Below are 22527 nucleotides of genomic sequence, written 5' to 3' on the forward strand. Positions count from 1 at the left end.
TAGCCTTAAACCAAGATGAGCCAGAGCCTCCGTTCCTGAGAAACGAAAACGGTCTCAAATCATCTGACGACGGACACCCGTCGGGCATTCTTGAGCCCATAGACTCACAGAATGTCACGAAAACAGATACTTATCGACGCACATTGACCCTCCGCGAAGGGTGTTGGTTTATCAGTGCCATCGCATTAAAGGCTGAGGCAAAACTGCCCAACTCCACTTGGTCCGTACGCGTTTAGAGGGTGTAATGGTGCATCGACCAACCCAAATCGGCGCGCCCGGCGAGATTGCCTGCGACAATGTCGCGAACGACTTGCGAGAGTTGATCGGCATGGACGCCGGCCAGATCGTCGGTGGTTAGCAGCATCGCTTCATGTCCGGCGGCGGCATAAGCACGCCGACGCTCGCGCCAATCGCGAGCATAGTCTTGTCGGTCAAGCATGCCTAGGTGCTCCCAATAGTAGGTTCGGCCTCCCGACTGGATGACGAAGTCGGGGTGCACCGTAACAATCCGCTCGCCGAACGGCAGATCGAGCGCCGACTCGTAGCCAAAGCTCAATGTGCCCGCGTCGCGGGCGACGACCAGCGCCTGATAGATCATGTATTCGATCTTGGAGCGAACCTTGACGCCGTGCTCCGGCTCGAACAGCCGTGCGGCGTCGAACGGGTGGGCAAAAACCGAGGAGTTGCGCTGCGCGAGCACCGAACGATCGCGCGCCACTGCCAGCGGATTGGCTCGTTCACACTTCTCAACGAGCAGCGTAAGGCGCGTCTTCGACCGCGTCATCGCGGTGTAAATCAGTTCGCGTGACAGCAGTGCCCGGCGCTCGGGCACCACGACCAGGACTTCCTCGAACTCGCTGCCCTGTGCCTTATGGACGGTCAACCCGTAGGCAAGTTCGAAATCCTCGGCATCCATCCGGCTCCAGTCGAACCACCACTCGCTCTCGGCGAAGAACGCCTTCCAGCCCTTGCGGCTTCCACACAGGACCCCGACCGATCCGTTTGAAAGTCGCAACTCGCGCTGCTTGGTTTCCTTGCTCCAGTCATAGTGATTGCGGATGCGGACGATCTTGTCCGAGTGGACGAACCCATCTTTCTGCTGCCAGGCGTCCTCCTTGGCGTCGGCACGATAGGTGTCGCGCATAAAGTGACTGAGTCCGAGCGCTCCGGTCGGGCCGCCCCGATACGGCGAGAGCAACTGCACCCGGTCCAGTCCCAATGCCGCCGCATCATTACCAGGAACATGACCCTTGTCGTAGAGCCTCAGGAGCAAGTTGAACGCTTCCTGTGGCGAGCGATCGCGGTGATCGGGCACAGCAGCATCGAGCGTGGTGGTCACGAAATCGGCGACATGGCCCTGCAATTCGGCGGCGTCGCCGAAATAGCGGACGTCGAGATAGTCGCTGACCTTGCCGCCTTCGCGCAGCTTGGCATAGAGCTCGTCTTGATAGCGGTTTTTGCCCGCAAAGAGGTGCGCCGCCTCGAGTACGGTTGTATCGTGTCGCTGCCGGCAGTTCGCAGTAAGGCGGATGGTGTTGGCTGTCTGGTGATCAGGTTCACTGCGCAGATAGCTGATCACGTCGTGGAACGGCTTGCCGCAGCCGATCGGAGGCAACTGGTTCTCATCGCCGACGAGAATTACGCGCAATGTCGACGCCGGCTGATGCACTTCGATCGCGCGGAACAGCAAGGCAAGGTGATACAAGTTCACCATCGACATTTCGTCCACGACGAGGTTGTCGAATTGCTCGAAGCGTTGGGCCCTCGCCATACCTTTCAAGTCGGCGCCATCGCTGAGATAATCGCCTAGCCCCGAACGCCAGATCCAGCGATCGATCGTCTCCGCCTGCCATGTCGCATCGTCCGGTGCCTCGGCGTTGAGACGTAGCGCTGCCTTCCCCGTAGGCGCCAGCACCACGGTGCGCTCGTTCGCCGCGTCGAAGCGCCGGAGCAGCTGGGCGATCGCCTGGCTCTTGCCCGAACCGGGCCGGCCGGTCGCGCAGTAGAAGCGCTGCGTCATTGCGCTGGTCATCATTTGCCTGCGCTCGGCACCGAAGGACTCAGTGTCGAACCCGTCAATCTCGGCGGCGAGCGCAACGGACTCGGCGGCGACATAGGCGGCGATCCAGCCAAGGTCCCGCTTGAGGACCGGAAGCTTGAGCCGTTCGCTGACAAAGCGCGTGACGATCTGCTCGGCATGCCAGGCAGGCTTGAGATAAAAGAAGTGAGTGCCGTCGACGTTCTCAACCTGCATCCGCTCGCGGAAATGGGCGAAGTGCTCGTCCGACACAAACTGCGCCTCGCCGACGTTGAGCTTGTCGCGATAGAAGAGCGGATGACGCGCGGCGTGCTCGACCAACGTCGCAGTTGATACGAAGCTGTGCCCCTGCGACTTGGCGGCGGCCAGAGCTTCATGGGCGAAGGCGCGGAGCCGTTCGGGCCCGGCGACCGTGAGATCATGAAGATCGTCGCGGCGTTCGAGGTGCCGATGGTCCGGAAACATGCCGATATCGATGACAGCATAATCGATCGCCGCATCGCTGCGCTGTTCGCGGTCGAGATCCTCGCGTTCCTCGATCGCATGACGGGTTACCGGGACATAGCTTTCGGCAAGCACATAAGGGTTGGCGGCGATGTCGCCAGATGACAACGCGAGGCCGCCAAAGGCATGGGGTCCATCATCCTCGGGAAACAGAACTCGACCAACCTGGCGCGGCGTAAGCGTGAACAGCGCCAGTTTGCGGAGCAGCGGCTTGAGGCTCTTGTTGTCGCGATAGCCGGCCCGCGCATCGCGCACAGTTCCTTTGTGCGCTGCCAAGGCCAATGGCACGGGATCCTTGGATTCGAGTAGCGCTATCGCTGCGTCGAGCAAGTCCTCGCCGGCATCGAGCGAACCGCGCAGCGCACCGGCAAGTTCTGCACCGCGGCTGCCTTCGATCTGATATTCGCCTTCCGCCAGGTCGGCGAGCACATTGAGGACCGATCCAAGGCCTGGATAGAGGCCGCGATCGACCCAGGCTTCTGCTATGTAGTCCTCGATCCGATCGAGCATCGCGTCAACATCTGCGATGCCATGATCCTGTGCCCGCGCCAGCGCGCGCTTGATTTTGTAGAGCAGTGCGAGCGCGTGGTCGTCGTTCACCTGCTCGGAAACATATTTGAAGTTCGGTAGCAGCGCTGGCTCGTCGATTAGTACGCGGATCTCGTCGAGCTTGGCTTCGTCATCCGGGTTATCTGCGATGTGCTTCAGATAGGCATGATAGGGAAGCAAGACGCCATCGGTTGCGCCTTGATGGCGCAGCTGCAACGCCCAATTGCCAACCGGGAAGTTCTTCATCTGTGGCTTTGAGCCACGAATTTCGGCGAGCTCATCAGCGTCGAACGAGAAGTCACCGCTCGTCACGAAATCGGCGAGACGGGCACACCCGACAAGCGCATATTTATAGTCGTCGGCAGAAACCGGATTGTCATAATTCAAGTAAAAGAAGATCAGTGAGCGACCGCGGCTCAGCCTGCCCGCGAAGCGGTTGATCCGAGCACCGAGATCGGGAAAGTAGTTGCCGTGCCGGTCGTGAGACGCGTGCGTCATCGCGAGGCGGAACGGCCAAGTGTAGAGCGAATTGGGGGGCAGAGTTTCCTTGATCTGCTTCTCGTCGCGATAGCGCGGGAAAGGATGGCGGTGCAGGACTTTCGTCGGCTCAGGCGCGAAAGCGGATGACGTCCAGAAGCAGGGTGGCTGATAATCGGGCAGGTCGGCATCGATTGTCGCACAAGGCCGCTCGCACTCGACTCGCTTCTCGCGCGCAAGCCGCTCTGAAAGAAGCGAGTGGCTACCCGTGCAATAGCTGTTGGCTACTGGATCGTCGCAGACCCTACCGTCCCAGCCGCGATCGTGCCAAGCCATGCGCGCCGTGATGTGCCAAGTCATTGGTTCTCCCGTAGCCTGCCTTATTCACCCCGATCTTCTAGGCGAGGAACCGCTCTTCGCGATGCCAGCGTAGCGCGTCTGCGTCGGGTAGATGATCGGATCGCTTCGGCAAACCGAGTTCCTGGCCTGCCAGCGCGTAGTAGTGTCGCCCGTTCTGAAAATCTTCGCGAAGCCGCGGGCTGACGACAACACGATGTTCAGCGTCAACGGTGACGTAACCGCGGTCGAACAGCTTGTGGATGTCGCTACGAAGCAAGATCCCGTTGCTGACCTCGTGGTCGCCGCCAGCCCCGTACGCCTTGATATGCGCGCCGTCTAATCACTCACCTGCCTGGATCATATCTACGTGTTACCTTCGACCTTCCAGTTAATTCCACGACCTGCGTCATCCGACACTCCCTTTCCGAACGTTCCATTTGCAACTGTGGCGACATCAAGAGCATCCAAATAGCCGACACGGGCACCTCCGCCCGGCGTTATTAATGTAACTGTCGTGCCTTCAATTTTGAAAGGGCCGCGATTGGTATTGACGACGTGGGTCGCGTTGTTAGCTTCTTGTTTTTTTCACTGGCCAGTATTGGTGTTGAGCTCTAAGCCGGCGTATTTGACGGAATAAAATCTTGATACGATTAATGTAATGTGCCGTCCCATCGCTTTCCTCCTGCCTCGTGACTTGCTAGCGGCTGCAATAGCCGTTCCTCCGCCGGCTGTCCGATCGACCGTGGGTGCACGCTTCCGCAAGGATCCGATATCACCCCGGTCGGGTGAACAGGCCGCTCTTCTTCACGTCCTCCCAGGTGGGCCTATAGAAAACGGGTTTGACGGCTTTTGCTGCCCCGTTCTTAGAGGTGATGAAGGCGATAAGTTTGCTCTGCCAGCTTTGCCAGAGCGCGTCGGCGCCCTGATAGATCACATCCTCGCCGAAGCCGAGGCAGATGCCGGTCGCGCGGTCGGCCGCCCGAACATAGAATTGATAGGCGCCGCCGCCGGCATCCCGATAGCCGAATTCCCGGTTGCCCGAAACCGGATGCTCGCCGGGACACGCCAAGCCGATCTTCACGGGACTGAAGGTCCACCGGTTGCTCGTGGCAACGCTGGTGACAACCGCTCCTTCTTCCCACAGCGGGCCCTTGGGAATTTTGAAGACCATGATCGCGCCTAACGGCGCATCACCAACTGCGCCCCACTTCGCACTATCCTTGTCGCTTATACCGGCGACCGTCGATAGCTTGTGATCGAAAAAGTCGTTAAGCTGCTGCCGCATAAATTCGAACAGCTTGGCGGCGGTGTAGCCTGACGGCAGACGGGTTATGTCCACGGTATAGCGGTCGAAATTTATCTTTTCCGCGGGCGCGTCCTCGATCTTTTGAATGTTAAATTTCACCTCGGGCAGGGCTGCCGCCTTGCGCGCGGTCGTAAGCGCTGCGGCATCGGGGACTAGATTCAAGAGATCCTTCCATGCCGCCCAAGCGGCCGGCGCTTGCCCGAACGAAGACGGGATGCCGAGAATAGGCGTGCTCGCGACGCCCGCCAAAAAGCTTCGGCGGGATATCAGAGGCGTAGCACGCGTCCGTTTCTCACCCATCTCCATCTCCCGTTAGTTGATCTTCACGAGGCCATTGCTGTGAATCAGGGGATGCCGCTCGCAGCCTCAAATTTGAGCGCTTCTGCGCCGATCGATACAGAATACAGTCCTCCGCGGACAGAGTCTGGTACTGGCTGCCGAACTGCAGAGCGTCGCCATTTATATGTAAGCGTTTCCCCCCGTTTCCATCGTCATCGCCGAAAGCCGGATATCGAGTCTTGTCACCCCTTCGTCTCGTAGGCCCTTCACCGCCCTATTGTGTTCTGCGAGTTTCCTTTTTCTGCGTAGCGTTTATTTATTTTCTTCTCGTCACCAGGGAGGGTTGGCGAATGCGTTCATAACGCCGACGGTCGAGTAACGACCTCATCAATGTCAAACTGCACTGCAACGTATCGTTGCATTTTTCTGTGGACAGCCATCGCGGTACGAGTACGCTCTCTTTCGCAGAGCTGATGCGGTGACCCTTCAAGCCGTCGTTGGGGGCTCGTTGATGCGACGCGCTGGGGGCGTTTGCATGGGTTCCGAGTCTGGTAGTGCCGGCCAAGATCAGCCCGCAGAGCAGGATGTTGCCAGCAAAGCCGTGTTTCGGCCAACGCGGCGTTCCGTTTTTGTCGGCGCGACGGCGCTTGCCGTCGCCAATTCTGCCAGGGCGCAGCATGCCCCCTCAGCAAACTTTCATCTCGATTTCCTCAACAAGTCGCGCCGGCAGACTGTTGTCCTGACGGATGTGAGCGCCGAGCAGGACGAGGCTGTTCGTAAGAGCGGAGCATCAGCCGATCCGAAATTTCTCTTGTCGTGGGATCGCCGGGAGTTCGGTCCCGATGCGTCGTTCAAAATCGACAGGGAATCGAACGAGTTCTTCCCAGACAGGAAGCTGGATCCGCGCAATGCGAAACCGAACGATCCGCAAGAAGTCGCGATCTGGCTGCCGACCAAATGGACCTTGACGGTCAATCGGGCGTCTTTTCCGGGCGCGGAGCGATCGGAGTTCAATGCGACGTTCATTTTTGCGCGCAAGACAGTGTTCGATTCGTGGACGATCTCCGGAGAGATGGGTGCGTGGTGGAGCGGGGGCCGCCGTGTCGTCGCAACGATAGAAGAAGGAATTCCTCTCCTCGACTTTCTACATTCCGATGAGCTGTCGCGTCTGCCATTCAAGGTTGGCCACGGTGAGTCGAACACCCTCCTCAAGGCTCTTTTCGGCGAGCGGATCGAGGCACACGTACCGTTGACCCTCGGCATGGACCGCCATCTTGGATGGTCCGTCGAGGCTGACGTGCGGCCGCCGCTGCGGCGGGTGGCGCAGCCGGTCAAGCGCGTCGGGCGTTTTTTCATTCTCGACATCCCGCTCGAGTTCGGTGGCGTCAAGCTGACGCGTATCAGGAGCGACGTGCGCGGCGCCGATCAACTTCCCGCGGGCGCCGCAAGCGCACCGGGAGCCGTCGCGGCCGAGCAGGCACCCGCTGGGGCGGCCGCCGAGCAGAAGCAAAAGCAACCGGGCGCGAAGCCGCCCGAGGCCAAACCATCGGATGCCAAACAGACGGAGGCCAAGCCGCCGGGTGGTCCGGCAGCGAACGGGTCGTCTTCAAAATCCGAGAAGCAAAGGCTGTTCGACTCCGAGGTCATTTATGGACGCCCTACCAGGCGGACAGCCAGAGACGCGGATGGCCTCTACGGCGAGATCTACGCCATCAGCGGCTTCACGACGCCTAATCGCGATCGCGGAGATCCAGAGAACGCGTTGATGAACTGGAGCTTCGATTTCGCCAGGAAATCCGACCTTTCTGGAGAAGTGGCCGCTGTCATCGCGATTGACCGGGAGGCGGTTGCAACCGACGAGCACAATGCCGCCAGCCCAGCCCCACGCCTGGAAGCCGCGATCCGGCACTGGGGCTATATCGACCACACGGTTGCCGGCTGCGTCCTGGTGCCGCGCAACGAGATGTCGAGCATCGGACAGTTGCGCGTGCGATCGGGTGCCGACAGCGACGAGCCCGGCGAGGGGCCGTTCGAATTCGCGGGGTTTGAAATTGTCAGGCAACGCAGGCCAAAGAAGGACCCGAAGAAGGACACGGTCGTCACACGGTTGTCGGTTCAACCCGTCGCTAAGGAAACGCTCGTCAGTCTGCAAATCGGCGGAATGAGCCTTGCCGCTCTGCCTGCCGTCAGCGCCAAGCCCGGAGCTCCGCCGCAGGTACCGCCGATCATCGTAACGGCGACCGAGAAGATCGGTGTGCCGGACAAGGAACGCCGGACATTGTTGGACTTCAGCGGGCGTCTCGCGCTCAGCAGCGCCGCCATCAAGCTTCCCGAGCGGATCGTGCCGGCCGACGAAGACCAATCGGCGCACCCGATCGACGGAACGCACATCACGCGGCTCAGCTTCCATGATGCGGATGCAGCGCTCTACCTGCCCGCGCTCGGCCCTGCGCCGGTCACGTCGGCCGATGCGGTCATCCCGCTCGGGCCATCGTCAAAAACAGCCAACGCGATTTTCGATCTCGGCCGCGCTCATCTCACGGTTCTACGCGCCGCCGATCTGCTGTCACTGAAGTTCCGCTTCTCGGGAATGGAACTGGTTGCTCCGTGGCCGCCGGCGCGCGGCAAGGCGGCAGAACTCTTGCCGCGCGGTGGGCGCTCACCGGGCCGGCCATTCGCCGCGGCGCCTGGCGCGGCGTCGAAGCCGCGCGACGAGCGTCCGTTGCTCGTCGTGGAATTTCCTCCGCAGCACGTCGTCGAGCGCGCCTACTTCAGGCAAATCCCAGCGACGCCGCATCTGCCCGAACTGAAGGGAAAGGCGGTTCAGGGATGCACGGAAGACGAAAGTAAGGCGTTGGTTGCCGATTTGAAGCAGGCTCTGGCCGCGCCGAAGCGGTGGACCTCGGCGCCGCTCTCGGATGAGCAAAAAAAGCTTGCGGAGCGCTGGAAGGATTGGGCCACGCAGTTGCTGCAAAAGTGCGGAGTCCAAAGGCCGGAAAATGGCAATGAGACCTCGCGTGAACAGCGCATCACCATGCGCGGCGAGATCCGGCGGCTCGCGGTCTGGCCGGAGCAACTGCTGTTCAACAATCCGGGAGACTCCGAGAAGAAGCCGGAAGAGCTCGCAAAGAAAAAGAAGGGCAAGGATTTCGATGCCCTGTTCCGGCTTCGCACCGAAGGTTTGCCGGAAGAGCAGCGCCTCTACGTCGGCGCGGAGTTTCTCGATCCTGACGCGCGGCGCGTTGCGAACGACGTGATGCGCGAGCTCAAGGCGGAGGAAGACGTGGCGCTGCCGGGCCTGCCTGCCCAGGCGCCCCGGTGGCCCACAGTCAGGGAGATTCCCGAAGGCGACTGGGTGGCCCTGTTCAAGCAGTTCGGCAAGTCGGGCGATACGATTCCGCCCGGCAAGCCACAAGATCAAGAACGCTGGCCCGATCTTGCGACCTCGAACAAAGCCGACGCAACGCTTCTCTCCGAGTTGGGACTTGCGCGCGAGCGGCGAAGCCGGGAATTCGCCGATTTCCGCTCCCGCTATCGCCGAATTCTGCAAGATCAAAAGTATGCAAAGGCGTTGGGGAAACATCCCGAGTATCTCGGTCCCACGTGGCTGGACGATGTCCTCAAGGCGCTGAACGAGGATCTTCGGAAATCCCTCGAGTCCGACCTGACAAAGCAGCATCCGGGATCCGACGACGAACCGTTCGACCCGATCGTGCCGGCGCGCCTGTCTGGGCCTAGCCGCATTGCGTTTCGTGTCGATTGTGAAGACTTTGAATCCGACCGCCTTGGCGGCCGCATCCCTTTCACGCTCGAGGGGCTGACGAACTGGGGCGGCATGGACATGGCTGTTGTCCGGCGCGCCGAGCGGCTGATGGAACCGCTGCAAGGCACGCGGCTGCCGGCGCGCTGGAGCAGGCGTGCGCTCAACGACGACGATGCGATCCTTCGTTTCCAAGGGTTCACGCCGAACGACCGCTGGGGCCACAGGCGCGACGATCGTCGGCGCGCTCCCGCGACCGCCGCCGTCACGCCGACCCAGCGGCTGGCCGAGGTCCTTGCGTCCTCGTCGGACGAGCCGGACCCCTTCCAGACTGCCATCGAGCTTCCTTTCAGACTTTTTCTGTCACCCGCACAGGACGCGACCTGGATCACATCGGCCCCGCGCGTTCGCCGTGACGCGGGCTTCGCCGACAATGTCGACCTGTTTCGCGAGCTGTGGACCGCGCGACTGGCGGGACGGAACGAGTCGGCTGGGGTGCGCGCGGTGTGGTCGAAGGACTATCGGCCCGAAGCGCTGCTCTCGACCGATAAGCCCGGAGCACCGCCGATGGGCGCGCATGCGCCGTGGGCTCTGCCGCGCGCGTATGGCCTGCGCCGGCCGCTCGAGGACTCGATCGAGCAATTCCGTACCGGCCTTGAGGCGTTCGATCGGCACGAACTGGTGATTCTGACATCCGTCTGGGCATTGCCGGTGCTCGGGCGGCGCGCGCCGAACGGCGATCTGGCTCCCGAGGCCGACCAGATCGAACCGCCGGAAGCGTTTCGTCTTCAGGGCCTGCTTCCGGAACTGGAAAAAGACGGCACCAAGGACGGCGGCAAAGAAGTCGACATGACGGCGATCTATCGCCCGAAGCCGATCTCCGTCACCGAGCTTTCACTTAGTGCGCTTGGCGGCAACCTGGACATCGATGCAGGCTTCCAGCCTCCGGCCTCGGCACGCGCCAAGAGCACAAAACTCAATCTCTTCGACGCCCTCTCGGTCGAGCGCTGGCGGCAGCGCACCGTGCTCGGCCGCGATATCCTTGTCGAGGTCGTCTACAAGGGATTTCTGTTCCCGCTCGGGCACCGCGCGAGTCTCGTCAAGCTGACGGAGCGGCGGTTTGAACCCTCGTACGTCAAGGAGGAGAAAAATGGGCGACGCGTCTACGGATCGCCTGTTGCAATCCTCGTGCAGCGGCTTTTCCTGCGCGTCGGAAATCCCGACAAGCGCTTCCAGGCCGAAGGCCAACCCAATCGCGGGTCGCGCTGGCCGTGCGAACGCGTCAAGATCCTGACGCGGCAGACGCCTGACCTCGTCGACGCGCGCAACGATCTTGAAACGGAAGTGAAACCGTTCGAGGTCACCGCGCGCGGCAAGATCGTCCTGAGCTCGAATGGCTCGACAACTGGCCTGTGCATGTGGCCACGCACCTCCGCACGTTCCGGCACCGAGGTCTGGTTCGAGATGCAGATCGGGGACGAAGCCGTTCCGGTCCGACTGCCGCTGATCTTCGTGGACAACATCGCGGCCAACGATGAAGGGACGATGGCGGCGCTCGTTGATTACTACAACAACAAGATCGAGCCCAAGCTCGGTATCTCGCCAACGCGCAAGCTGCTGCGCAACGAGCAGCCGGTCGTGATGGCGCCGGAGTTCAAGGCCGGGGATACGACATTCGAAACGCAGTGGTGGGACGTCGCAGCCGAGGGCCGCGAGCGGGCCCTTCCATCCGAGACCAACAAGGTTCTCAATCTCAACAACACGCTTTATCGGCGCGACTCGTTCATGGAAGGGCAGGATCAGCCGCCGTTCTATCCGCTTGTCGAGCGCGCCAGATGCCGCCTCAAGTCAGTCGAGCGCTTCACCGGCCGATCCCCTTTGTGGGCGGAGGTAACGTTCGACGGCGGATACGCCGCTGACGGATTTGTCGATATCGAGAACGCAAAGGCTCCGCGTGAGGAGCAGTCGGAAATCTATCTCCGCGTTCTCGACGGCGAGGACAAAGATACCGTCAAGCTGGATTTCGAAGGTCGTGGCGACATGTCTGGCGGGGTGGCGCGGCCGACGATGGACATCGTCGCGATCTCGCGCAGCCTCGGCCCGATCAACGGCGGAACGAAGGGCGCACCGTCCCCATCACAGCCAATCGACACCCCCTCGACCGCGTCCGGCTCCGCCGCGCTGCCGATTCTCGATCGCGTCAACCGGTTCAAGGACTCCATCAACATCGTGCCGAAAGGCAAATTCCTCGGCATCATGGAGCTGAAGGATCTGGTGGAGAAGTTCCTCGGAGTGAAGCTGCACCCGAAGCTCACCGAGGTGATCGAGTACGGTGCGGCGTCATTCGTGGGCGATGCGGGGAATGCTGTCGCGGGCGCCGCCCGCGACGTTCGCTCGGCATTGATCAAGTCGATTATCGTTCCGGCGCTGGATGCGGTTGTGGAGGTGCGGAAGGCCTGGGAGAAGCTGGCCAAGCAGCGGCTTGACCTGAACGAAGCGCCCACGCTTGAGCAGGTTTACCCTCAGGTCGGAACCGATATCAAAGCGCTTGAAGACCTGCTGACCAAGGTTCAGAGGCCGGACGTCTCCGATGCAGAATTCTTCAGTCTACTGTCCGCCATCCACGAGGCCGCGCGGCGATTAATCCGAACAATCGAGATGATCGCACGCGATCCGATCGCGGCGGCATCCGGTGCTCAGCTTGAGGTGTTTAAGAAGTTACTTGGGCCGATTGGCGACGTCCGCCGCTCGATCGAGGCCCTCCAGCAGCTTCAGAAGCTGCCTGACGAGTTGCCGACGGCCATGTTGGCCGTGATGAAGAGCGCGATTCTGGAGAACGTTCTGCGTTTAGCCAACTTGTCCAACGATGACGACAGTCGTACGCGCGTCGATAGGGTGGTCTCCAAGCATGTGCCTACCCTGATCATTCCCGACATCAGGAACCTCGCGCAGACTCCCCTGCTAATCGCTGCCGAGATCAAGACCGAGGCCGCCGGCCTGCCGCAGCCGGCGCGCGGACAACTCATCAGGGTCGCCGAGGGCTTCGAAGCGGCGGCGAAGAAACTCGAGCCGCTGCAGAAGGCCGCGGAAAAAGCGCGATCAGACCTCGCCGCGCTCGAGAAGGCGGCCGACGAGGCGGCTGAAAAACTCGTGGCCGAGCTGCGCGCAGCGGCAGAGGCAGCCGAGCGTCGCGTTATCGAACGTACCATCGAAATCCTCCTTTCGCATGCGACCGCAAGGGTGGTTCGTCTGGCCGCGGACGCACAAGCGATCTGGGGGACACTGCCGCGACCGCCGTTGACGCAGGAAAAGATCGGGAAGTTTCTCGACGCTGTAGCGCACGCAACGGACATCTTGGCAATCGTTGGTCAGAGCAAGCTCGCGGCCTCGGTCATGGCGGGTACTCTGGAAGCCTGCAAGGCAATCAAAAAGGTGTTGCAGGCGGGCGCCTCCGCGCTGTTGCCCGCGCTCGGCGACGTCGAGATCAAATCCGGATGTGTGGTTACGAGCGGAGGCTCCTCAAAGCTTGCCCCGGACTGCGATGCGTCCGAGATCATACAGGACATTTATAAGGCAGCCGAAAGTGCTCGGGATGCCTTGGCGAAGGTCTCGGTTGGCGAGGCCGCGAGGTTCGAGGCGGCGGTCGCAGAAGCCCTGGCGGCCGCAAGGGATCTTCATGCCAAAGCTCAGACCTTTGCGGCCGAAGTTGCGAAGCTGCCGGATGCGGCTTGCGTGCGGCCGCCCCGGAATTTGAATTCCGAACTGCAGGACATCGTCGCGCAGGCTCGCCTGCTTGCGTCGGCGATCGAAGCAGCCGCCAAGATGGTCAAGGAGATCTTCGACGGACCGGCACTCAAGAACATGGGGGAAAAAGCTGCTCAGGATGCAGCAGCGGCCCTGCTTGATTATCTCGTCGCGGCGCTCGAGAAGTTTCCGAAGTTAACCCTCGCCGGGAAAGCTACGACCGATGCGGCCTTTGGCGCGTTCGCGCAAGCTCTGACCGAGCTCGCAAAGGCGATCAGTACGGTATTGCCGAGAACTGCAAGGTCGCTTGAGCGACTGGCGGCGGAGCAACTTTCAAATCAAGCCATTCAAAATCGTCAAAAAGCGTTGAATGACGCAGCGGCCAGGCTGAAGGAGGCCGTCAGCCAGTTCAAGTCCACGCGCAGATTCGAAACCGATGCCATCAACCGCGCCGTCGCATTGGGCGGCCGCGAGCTAGTGCTGACAATCGAAACGGGCTTTGATCGCGTCGAGCGGGCGTTTTCCGGCGACGTATACGATTTCCTCGCCCCGGCTATTGAAGGAGTCGAGAGGGAGCTGGATGAGTTGGTGAATGCAGCGGCACGACCCGCCGGCAGCATCCTGGCGCTTCTGAATACGTTCTACGGTCAGCTCATTGAACAGCGGCAGAAGCTACAGCAATTCATTACAGAGGCGCCGCCGGTGGTCGCGAAAGTCTTCGATGCCCTCGCGCGCGAAATCGGCGCGGGGCAGACGCGGGCCGACCTGTTCGACGTGTATGCGCCAAGCGACCGGGACAGAAAGTCCGAGCGCATCGCACACGAAGCGAAGCTGGTTTCGGCTGCCAACGCGAACTGGAGCTCGAGCCATACAGTTGCGATGCTGGCCCTCGGCGAACTGGGGGAGGCCTGGCGGCCACCGGCACTTGTCGAACTGTTTCGCCGCTTTGCCGGCCTCCAGAGCTCCTTCCTCCGCGTCGTCGTGGTCGAAGCGCTCGACCTGCGCGCGATGCGGCTCGAGCTCGACCGCATCGTCCGCGAACTGGTGCCGACGCGGGCGACGCTCAGCTACGACCTGTCGACGCCGGTGCGCGAGTTCGGTCTGCCCGGCATCGGCAAGGTATTCCTGCCGGTCAAGGGAACGCGCCTCGACATCCGCATGCGCGCGAGCACCGATCTGCTCAAGCCGGAAACTCCGCAAGCGCGTGTCGACGGCCACATTGGGCCATTCGGCATTCAACTGTTTGGAGACTTCGACGTCGTCCTGCTGAACTTCCGCGGCCTCGATTTCCGTGCCGGTGGAGGGCGTCCGGCCGGATTCGACGTGCGCTTCGGCGACTTCGTCATTGGCAGCAAGGCCAAATTCCTCAAGCAGCTTGAGCCGTATGTTTCGCCGAAAGCCGGTTTGCCGCCGGTGCGCCCGATGCGCGACAAGCCCGGCATCGAGGCAACCTATGGCGTCAATCTCGGCTCGTTCGGCGTCGGAACGCTGAGCTTCTCCAACGTCACGCTGAATGCCGGCGCGCGCCTGCCATTCGGCGCCACCGACGAAGCCGAGTTCATCGTGTCGATCGGCCGCTCTGACGCGCCGTTCCTGATCTCCTCGACGATCTTCGGCGGCGGCGGCTATCTCGCCCTGCTGGCGAACGGCAAAGGCTTCATTGGTCTTGAAACGTCGTTCGACTACGGCGGCGTCTTCACTTTCGGATTCGGCCCGCTGAGCGGCACCGGCCAGATCACGCTCGGCGTCTACTTCCGCGCCGCGCGCGGCGAGGGCGCTCGCCTCGGCGTGAATTTCATGGCCCGCGGCGCGGCCAACATCGCGTGCTTCAGCTTCTCGACTTCGCTGTTCGTGCGGCTGACCTACGCCAACGGCAAGATGGACGGCCAGGCGACCTATACGTTCAGCTTCTCGATCGGCATCGATGACATCGAGTTCAGGGTCGACGTCTACGTCGATCAAGGCGGCAGTGCAGGCCAGGGTTCGCCGACCGCGTTCCTTGATCTTCCGGGTATGCCACAGACGCGGTTCGCCGATTTGCGCTCACAACTGATCACCGCCGAGTTCGCCCAGCTCGGCGGCGCGGCGCCGCCGGCGAAATCGACGCCGACATTGCGGGTCCTCACGAAGTCCCAGAAGGCGGACTGGTCGGGCTACCAGTTGCTGTTCGACACAACGCTCGATCCCTTGGTCAAACTTTGAGTGAACGATCATGAGTGTCAATCAGTCTTCGGATTCCGCGGAGTTCATGGTCGGTGTCGGTGTCCGCATTGTTCCGGCCGGTGTGACCGACGACGGTGCTTATGTGCGCGCCAGCGTGATTTTGTCGCCGATCGCTGAGACGAACGCCGCCGCAGCCTGCGGCGTGAAAATCGACATCCGCGAATGGCCCGCGCAGATCGAAAGCATGCTCCGGAACACCGACGACATGGACCTGCGAGCGGATGATGGCACACAGAGCGATCTCAAGGTGACCTTCAGCCCTGTCAAGGCGGGCGCGTTGCCTGCACCCGCGCCTGGCAGACAGCTTAACGCCTTTCGGGCGATGTTTCATCGCCGCGCTGACCGGGCAAGCGACCTGAAAACTTGGCGGGGGAAGCGCGACGCCGACGTCGAGGCGATCGGAAAACTGTGGGTCAAGCTTGTCGCGCCCGATGGCCCCAAGGACTGGAAAGCCATAATCGCGGCGCTGAAGGCCGCCGGTGCCAAGACAAGTCTTGCATCGCAGAAGCTCATGCAGGGGGGCGCCACGACGCCCGACATCCGTGGCATCGGCAGGGGCCACTCCGCTCTGCTGCTAGCGCTCGAACGCGGGCGCAGCCTGCTGGCGCGCGTCAAGCTGCATCGCGAACCGGAACTCTGCGATGACCGCACGACCGAGTGCGACCTCGCGTCACCGCTCGCGCAGCGATCCTATCTCACGCCGGCGGAACGGGATGCTGCGCTCCTGAAGGGTCAGGCAAATCTGGCGGAAGCCGAGAAGGCGGCTCGCGCAGAGTACGAGACACGAACCGATGACAAGAAGAAGATCAGGGATGAAGAATTGGCCAAGGCCGAGCGCGAGGCGAAATTCGTTGCACGATCCTATCTGACGCCCGAAGAGCGCTCGAAAGTTGCGCCCGACCAGCTTGAGGCGGCAGAGAGGGCGGCACGTGAGGCGTATGAAGGGCTTACCTCCGAACAAAAGCAGGCGAGGGATCAGGAGCTGTCCATCAAAGAGCGCGAGGCGCAGGACAAGCTCGGGCGGCAGGAGCGAAAGGAGACGGCCGAGAAGCGGCGCGGGGAAGTCAATTCGAATTACCAGAACACGCGAAAAGCCGCAAAGGATGTTCTGAAAACAGCCTACACAGGTCTCCTGCGATGCTCGACGAGCGATAGTGTCGGTGAATGCTTCGCCAAGGTCACCGCGGAAAGCGCGGAGGAACTCGCCGAGGCGATCGAAGGAAGCGTCGACCGCCACAAGGACGCTGTTCATGCAGACGATGTCCTCGATGACGACGAGGAAAAGAGCGAGAAGAAGCGGAATCTCAAAAGGGATTACGAGGCCTACAAGACCGCAAGTGCCGCACCGCTGCGCTTGGTGGGATTGCAAAGTCAGCCGAGCCTTGCGCGGCTGTTCAATCTCGTCGTCGACGTGCTGATTCCATTCAATGAATTTCGGGCAGACGCGCTAAGGGCGGACCCCTTCGTCGAGCGCCGCGGCGTCGTCGGAACGTCGCGGTTCGGGTTTCTCACCGCTGCTCTGGAATCCCGTGGCGCGAGCCGGCGCGTCTGGACCGCCACCAAGGTGCGCCTGGCCGACGAGGGCGTCGTCGACCACCCGGATGTCTGGTCGTGCACGCGCGTGGAAATGGACCTCTTCGCAATCCTTTCCGAAAGCCCAACCGAACTGCGCGACCGGGACGACTTGATTGCCAACGGGGCGCTGTCGCAAATCGACGGTGTCGTTCACATCGCGGCATCGCGCAAGAACAAGGACGACAAGGGCAAGGACATAACGGAGCCGCGCTTCGATATCATTTCGCTGGATGCCGCCCAGGCTGTCGAGAACCGCCAGACGTCCAGAACGATCGCGCCGCGCGCCGCGCCGCCGGTCATCACCTTGCGTACCGCCGGTCTCGCGCTGGTCGACCGGTGGCGGGAGACATCGGCGCTTCTCCAGGCGCTCCGTAGCATCTCGCGCGGAGACGATCTCGCGAATCCGGTGGTCGATGCCGAGGACCTGACGGTCGGCTACCGCATGGAAGTGGCGGTCAAGGGCAAGAACGAGCTCAAGGACGATGTTCTGCAGTGGCGTTCGCTCTGCCATCGCTGGATCAAGTTCGATGACGTAAATGACGACTCGATCAACGTCAGGGTCGAGCAGATACTCGATCGGGTCATTCCGGATGCGGCCGAACGGCTCGACTTCGATTCGGCCATAGCGGTCATGCCGGCAAAAATTCAGCCAACGGATAACGGGAATGCCGCTGTCGCGCACGTCGACGACACGGTCGGGCACTGGATGGGTCCGCCCATCGGCGTCGACACGAACAGCAAGGAAATCAACCTGGAATCGGAGGCGAACGCTCATGCGTTGCGGCTCGGCGCCGCATATAGCCTGTCTCCGATCAAGCTGAATTCTGCACCTCGCGGGATCAAGACCCAGATTCCGCGCCTGGTGTTTGGCGGCGGTTATTTCTTCGGGCTTACGCCGCGTCTGCAGGGCGGCGTCATCCGCCCTTTCCGAAAAGACTCGTCGTACAGGCCGCCGTCGCGAGAGAATGCTGAGGTGACAGACGCCGAACGGCACTTCGCGGTCCTGCCTTCGCCTACCGCCGGACCGCGCCGCTTCTTGCGGCACGAGCGCATCGAGGGGCCGGTTGTCGCCACGCCGAGGGTTGTGCTGGAGCGCGTCTACGATGGCGTCGTGGATGGATTGAGAGAGACCGCAAAGACGATCGTCGTGCGGTCCGAAGCTCAGGACGACGAGAACAAGACCTATCGGCACTACGACAAAGATAAGGATGGGAAGGTCATCAGTTCGTCGGTGCGGGTCATCTTCCCGCCGTCGGTCTCGGCGGAGTTCGCGGACCGGCACGGCGCGTTCGTGGCTAAGCCGAAGGCCCGGGGCATGCCCGAGGTCACGCTCGCCAATTTTCGCGATCGCGAAAAAGGGGCCTGGAAGGGGCCGGAAGACGGCCTGGCGAAAATCGACTACGACGAGATTTCCGGGGGGTTTCCGACCTATGGATATTCCGCGACCAATCGCGGCCGCATAGAGGCCCCCGACAGTCCGCTGGTCAGGCCGACCGGCGACGCGGTCCTGCGTCCGCGCGTGTCCGGTTCGCCGATGCGAATGGATCCCTACTATCCGGATCCTGCCGCGAGCTACATGGTGATCTCGCTCCGCGATCTTGCCGGCCGCATGCCGGAAGACCCGCCGCTGATCGTGCCGGTGCGCGCCCAGCGGGACGTCTATCCGGAGGTTCGTCCGATCGCCATCGAGGTGGTAGCGAAGCTGTCGCGAAGCGGCCAGGCGCCGTCTCACGCACGCATTCTTGGCCTCAAGACCAAGAGCGGTTATCTGCGCGGCGCGCAAGGGCTCGGCAAGGATATTCAGCTCGAGGATTTCAAAATTTCCGCCAACGACAAGAACGACAGGAACGGCGAGATCATCGCGTCGCGCGTCGAGGTGGCGCTGGAGCCGGGCGAAAGCTTCGAGATCGACGTCTGGTGCCTGCCGGCCAGCGCGAAGCAACTGGCGACCTGGTTCGACGCCGTCGAGTCCGCGGCCCTGGTTGCCTCGGTCGACCACGCGACCGGGCAGGGGTGCATGGATTGCTCGGAGTTCGAGACCAAACTGAAGGGCCTCAAGCTGGATCAGCTTTCCGGCTTCGTCCGCAAGCTCGGCCTTTCGCGGACGGCGGCAAACATGCCGATCTGCGGGCCGGCCGACCGCAAAGTGCCGCTCGGGGTGCTGCTGTGCATCGCCGACGCGGCGTACAAGCTGCTGCAAAATCGTCCGACGCCGGAGTTGGCGGCACGCACGACGCTGGTGGCAACGCATGCCATCCCGCAGGCGCACACGAAGCCGGTCGCCAAACTTACGCTGCACCGCGCCGCGCCGCTAATTCCGACAGCTCCACAAAAGCCCGACGACCCCAAGCAGAATGTCGTGGTCGAAGGCGACGTGATCGTCGACCGGCCCACGACCGGGTTCATCGAGATACTGGCGGAAGGAGCCTCGCTGGTATCCAACGCATTCGATGACGACCAGCGCCGCCGCCGGACGCCCGACGAGGTGGCTCGCGGCATCTGGCCAAAGAGCCCGGTTACGGATGAATTCATGCAGCCGCAGAGCGTCTATGGATTCAAAGTTGAATCCGACGACAAAGTTGAGCTCATCTCCGAGCAGGCGACGCTGCTGCGGATCGATGAGGATATCGGCGACCTGAAAGGGCCCTTCGAGGCGGTTCGCGACCTTAAGAAGCTGCAAGACGGGGCTGCGCCGGCTGGCAAAGCTGGCAACGTTGTTCTCATCAACCCGCCGTTCACGTTGTCCGATAGTCGCGCCCGCATTCTCAAGCTATGGGCGATCGCTGGATCACGAACGGCTCACTTCTTCCGCGATCCGAAAGGCGACATCGCTCACGATGCGATGGCGTCGCGCAAGAGCGAGCCGCCACAGACCCTCATCGTGCCGGCCGCCAAGGCCCCCGCGAAGATAGCGCCGCTGACCATCCTGCCGGCCTTCAAGATCGAAAAGGATGCCCACAAGCCGCTTACTATCGAGCGCAAGGTGCGCCTGCGCATCCGCATGCAGCGTCCCTGGTTCAGTTCGGGTGAAGGCGAAAGGTTGGGAGTCATCCTCTGGCCACCGGACATCCTGAAGGGCCGCGTCAGTCCGGGGAGCGGAAGCGCGGTGCGCGACTACGATGTGGGCATTGGCGAGAAGGCCGACATCGCAATGACCGGATTCAAAGACGAGGATCTTGGGCCGGGTGGCGCGTTCGTCACCCGCTGGGGTCTCGATCCAACCAAGGGCGGCGCAACCATCGGCTGGCTGACGCCATCCACGGCGTTTCCGGATTTTCGCAGCGCGGCGACCGACCCCATGACCGGAACGCAGGTGCTGTCGAAGTACGACCCGGTGTATGTGCCGCGTGCGTCCGTACCGATCCCGGTCGAGGATGAGAGCGGCAAGAAGAGCCGGGTGAATCTCGAAGCTTCGCTTCTCACATTTGTTCCGCGTTTCGATATCGATCACGAAACCTGGTATTGCGACATCGAGATTCTAGCGGCCGCTGCTCCGGAGCCCTTCATCCGGCTTGGTCTTGTTCGTTATCAGCCCTACGCGCCGGCGGAACTCAGGGTGTCCGAGCCGACCGTCGAATGGGCGCAGATCCCGCAGCAGCGCAGCGTCTCCGTGACGGTCGATTCCCGGAAGGTCACGGTCAACGTCAAGGGCACGGGTACGCTTTACAGTGCGTCGCCCACCACCGGCTATGACCCGATGCGCGTCGAGTCCTGGACGCAGCGGCCAGTGATGAAGATCTCGGTGATGCGGCAGCGTCCCGACGGTGTGGACGAGATCGCGGAACTGGACAAGACCTCGGTTCCGCGTGGGCTCAAAACGCGCGCTGAATATGCCTGGATCCCTTGTAATCAGAAGGAATGGGAGGAAGCGCTTGCGCTTCAAAGCAATGGCGTCCTGCGCGAACATTGTGCGGTCCGCCCCGAGCATCCGCATGACGGCGCGCCATTGTCTTGGTGCGCGAGGTTCATCCTGAATGATACGCCTTTCAAACCAAAGAAGGCCGGCACGGTCTATTCCGTCGTTGTTGAGGAAGTGCAACCGATGTTGCCTGCGGCTTATGCCGAGGAGCCAATCGAGAACGTCGAGCATGCGGCAAAGGTGAAACAAGCAGTCGTTTGCTCTGGGCCTCGGTTTGCCGCCGTCGTTCCGATCGTAGCCGAAGGACAGGAAGCGAGATCGCGCGAGCCGACCACGCCACCCAAATCGACTCCGGCCCGACCGAACCGGTATCGTTCTAAACCAACGCCGGCGCGCGTGTCGCCACAAGCCAGCGTGGGGACCCCTCGACCCTCACCTCGGGACTAACCCGAAGAGCGCGGCACTTATCGAATGGGCAGAATCGCGATGACGGCTTTCATCAATCGTGACGCGATCGCTTCGGTCGAGCCCATTTCCGAACATACAGCACGCTTGAGCTGCGGCAGTCTTTGCCAGACAAAACAAGTCCCGAAAGTAAGGTGAGGTAAAACGATGAATCGCAAATGGCTGCAGATCATTGGCGCCTCATTGGCGCAGGTTTCAATTTGGTTCGCCGATGAGGCGTCGGCGTACAAACTGCTCGAGCGGGATTGGCGATACCAAGCCAATCCGATGGAGGCATCGATTGTCGTTTGTACGACGGCCGCGCCAGCTGGCGCGGCGGAGGTAATCAAGGATGCGGCGAGGAAATGGAACTACGCCAAGTTTCGCTTCACCTTCGGTCCGGACAGCTGCCCGAATGACTCTGCGGCCAGCTACGTGGAGTTCACCACGCTCGCTGATCCAGGAAAGACTGCTGATACGCACACACCGAACGTAGATGATACCAATCGGATGAAGAAATGTGTGGTCCGGTTCAATGTGGCAAAGAGCTGGTATGTCGGCTCAGGAACACCATCCGCAACGCAGAATGACCTCTCCAGTGTTGCACTCCATGAGTTCGGCCACTGTGTTGGCCTGGACGATGTATCAGGTTCAGATGCCGTCATGAGAATGCTCCTGCCGCCCGGACAGAAAATGCGTGAACTCAAGGCCGACGACATCGCCGGCCGTAACAAAATTTACGGCAATCCATAGATTGAGTTTTATCCCGGCCCATGCAGCTAAAGCGGGCGTGGAGGCAACAGGCTCGATCTGCTGGCGCACATCTTTGGTTACGAGCGGCATCCGGCATTTGCGAATGGGACTTGAGGAATAGATAAATGTCCGGCCTGGAGTTGCCCCGTTTCCGTGGACGGTTCACGGCTATGGCGGATCAGCCAAGTCGGCGTCATCCCCAGATGCACAGGTGTAGAAAAACAGACTGAAACCTTTCCGCAGCAAATCGTAACGCTTCGGATTGTTACGGTCTGTTGCGCATTGCTCTGCCCCCGATCGCGACCGGGGGCATTTCGGCATTTCGGCATTTTCTCGACATGCGACCGCCCAATCAACGCTCCACGGTAGAAAATCGCGTTTGCTTGGGATGAGCGGGAGCCACGGCTTTCGCTGCTCAGTTTCCTTGCGCCGGTCTTCACAAATGGAGAGCGGAATGAGGAAAGCGAAGCAGACATCGACCAAATTGGATCAGGAGCCAGAGAGTGCCGAGAATCGGGATTGGGCAGATATCGATCCCGCCTTCTTTGAAGAAAAGTACCTGCCCTATCTCGATGGTATCGACTTATCCGATGAGCAAAAAGTGTCCGTCGTCAGATGATTTGAGACCGTTTTCGTTTCTCAGGAACGGAGGCTCTGGCTCATCTTGGTTTAAGGCT

The 22527-nt window shown here is 61.5% G+C and carries 7 protein-coding genes; 4 read left to right on the plus strand and 3 right to left on the minus strand.

Annotated features, from left to right (window positions below; translation table 11 throughout):
• Positions 1-232: 232 nt before the first annotated feature.
• The 3 genes from AC1RMY_RS26045 to AC1RMY_RS26055 form a co-directional block, all read right to left on the minus strand.
• Positions 233-3928: an AAA family ATPase gene (locus AC1RMY_RS26045; protein WP_492869581.1), complete on the minus strand. Its 3696-nt coding sequence runs from the start codon at positions 3926-3928 to the stop codon at positions 233-235.
• Between the two features lie 37 nt (positions 3929-3965).
• Positions 3966-4232, minus strand: a complete 267-nt coding sequence (locus tag AC1RMY_RS26050) for an HNH endonuclease (protein WP_492869593.1) — start codon at positions 4230-4232, stop codon at positions 3966-3968.
• Positions 4233-4679: 447 nt separating this feature from the next.
• Positions 4680-5513, minus strand: a complete 834-nt coding sequence (locus AC1RMY_RS26055) for a hypothetical protein (protein ID WP_492869583.1) — start codon at positions 5511-5513, stop codon at positions 4680-4682.
• A 514-nt stretch (positions 5514-6027) separates the two neighbouring features.
• Between AC1RMY_RS26055 and AC1RMY_RS26060 the strand changes: the two genes are divergently transcribed.
• The 4 genes from AC1RMY_RS26060 (at position 6028) to AC1RMY_RS26075 (ending at position 22469) form a co-directional block, all read left to right on the plus strand.
• Positions 6028-15198, plus strand: a complete 9171-nt coding sequence (locus AC1RMY_RS26060) for a coiled-coil domain-containing protein (protein ID WP_492869585.1) — start codon at positions 6028-6030, stop codon at positions 15196-15198.
• A gap of 10 nt (positions 15199-15208) precedes the next feature.
• Complete coding sequence (locus tag AC1RMY_RS26065) at positions 15209-21100, plus strand: hypothetical protein (protein WP_492869587.1); 5892 nt, start codon at positions 15209-15211, stop codon at positions 21098-21100.
• A gap of 165 nt (positions 21101-21265) precedes the next feature.
• Positions 21266-21850, plus strand: a complete 585-nt coding sequence (locus AC1RMY_RS26070; protein ID WP_492869589.1) for a matrixin family metalloprotease — start codon at positions 21266-21268, stop codon at positions 21848-21850.
• A gap of 454 nt (positions 21851-22304) precedes the next feature.
• Complete coding sequence (locus AC1RMY_RS26075; RefSeq protein ID WP_492869591.1) at positions 22305-22469, plus strand: hypothetical protein; 165 nt, start codon at positions 22305-22307, stop codon at positions 22467-22469.
• Positions 22470-22527 lie beyond the last annotated feature (58 nt).

This window comes from Allobosea sp. GW822-FHT03F07 (assembly GCF_058801345.1).

What these genes read in the sequence shown, in the direction of transcription:
- AC1RMY_RS26060 (WP_492869585.1), top strand. Translation starts at nt 6,028, where the DNA reads ATGGGTTCCGAGTCTGGTAGTGCCGGCCAAGATCAGCCCGCAGAGCAG.
- AC1RMY_RS26070 (WP_492869589.1), top strand. Translation starts at nt 21,266, where the DNA reads ATGAATCGCAAATGGCTGCAGATCATTGGCGCCTCATTGGCGCAGGTT.
- AC1RMY_RS26065 (WP_492869587.1), top strand. Translation starts at nt 15,209, where the DNA reads ATGAGTGTCAATCAGTCTTCGGATTCCGCGGAGTTCATGGTCGGTGTC.
- AC1RMY_RS26055 (WP_492869583.1), bottom strand. Translation starts at nt 5,513, where the DNA reads ATGGGTGAGAAACGGACGCGTGCTACGCCTCTGATATCCCGCCGAAGC.
- AC1RMY_RS26075 (WP_492869591.1), top strand. Translation starts at nt 22,305, where the DNA reads ATGAGGAAAGCGAAGCAGACATCGACCAAATTGGATCAGGAGCCAGAG.
- AC1RMY_RS26045 (WP_492869581.1), bottom strand. Translation starts at nt 3,928, where the DNA reads ATGACTTGGCACATCACGGCGCGCATGGCTTGGCACGATCGCGGCTGG.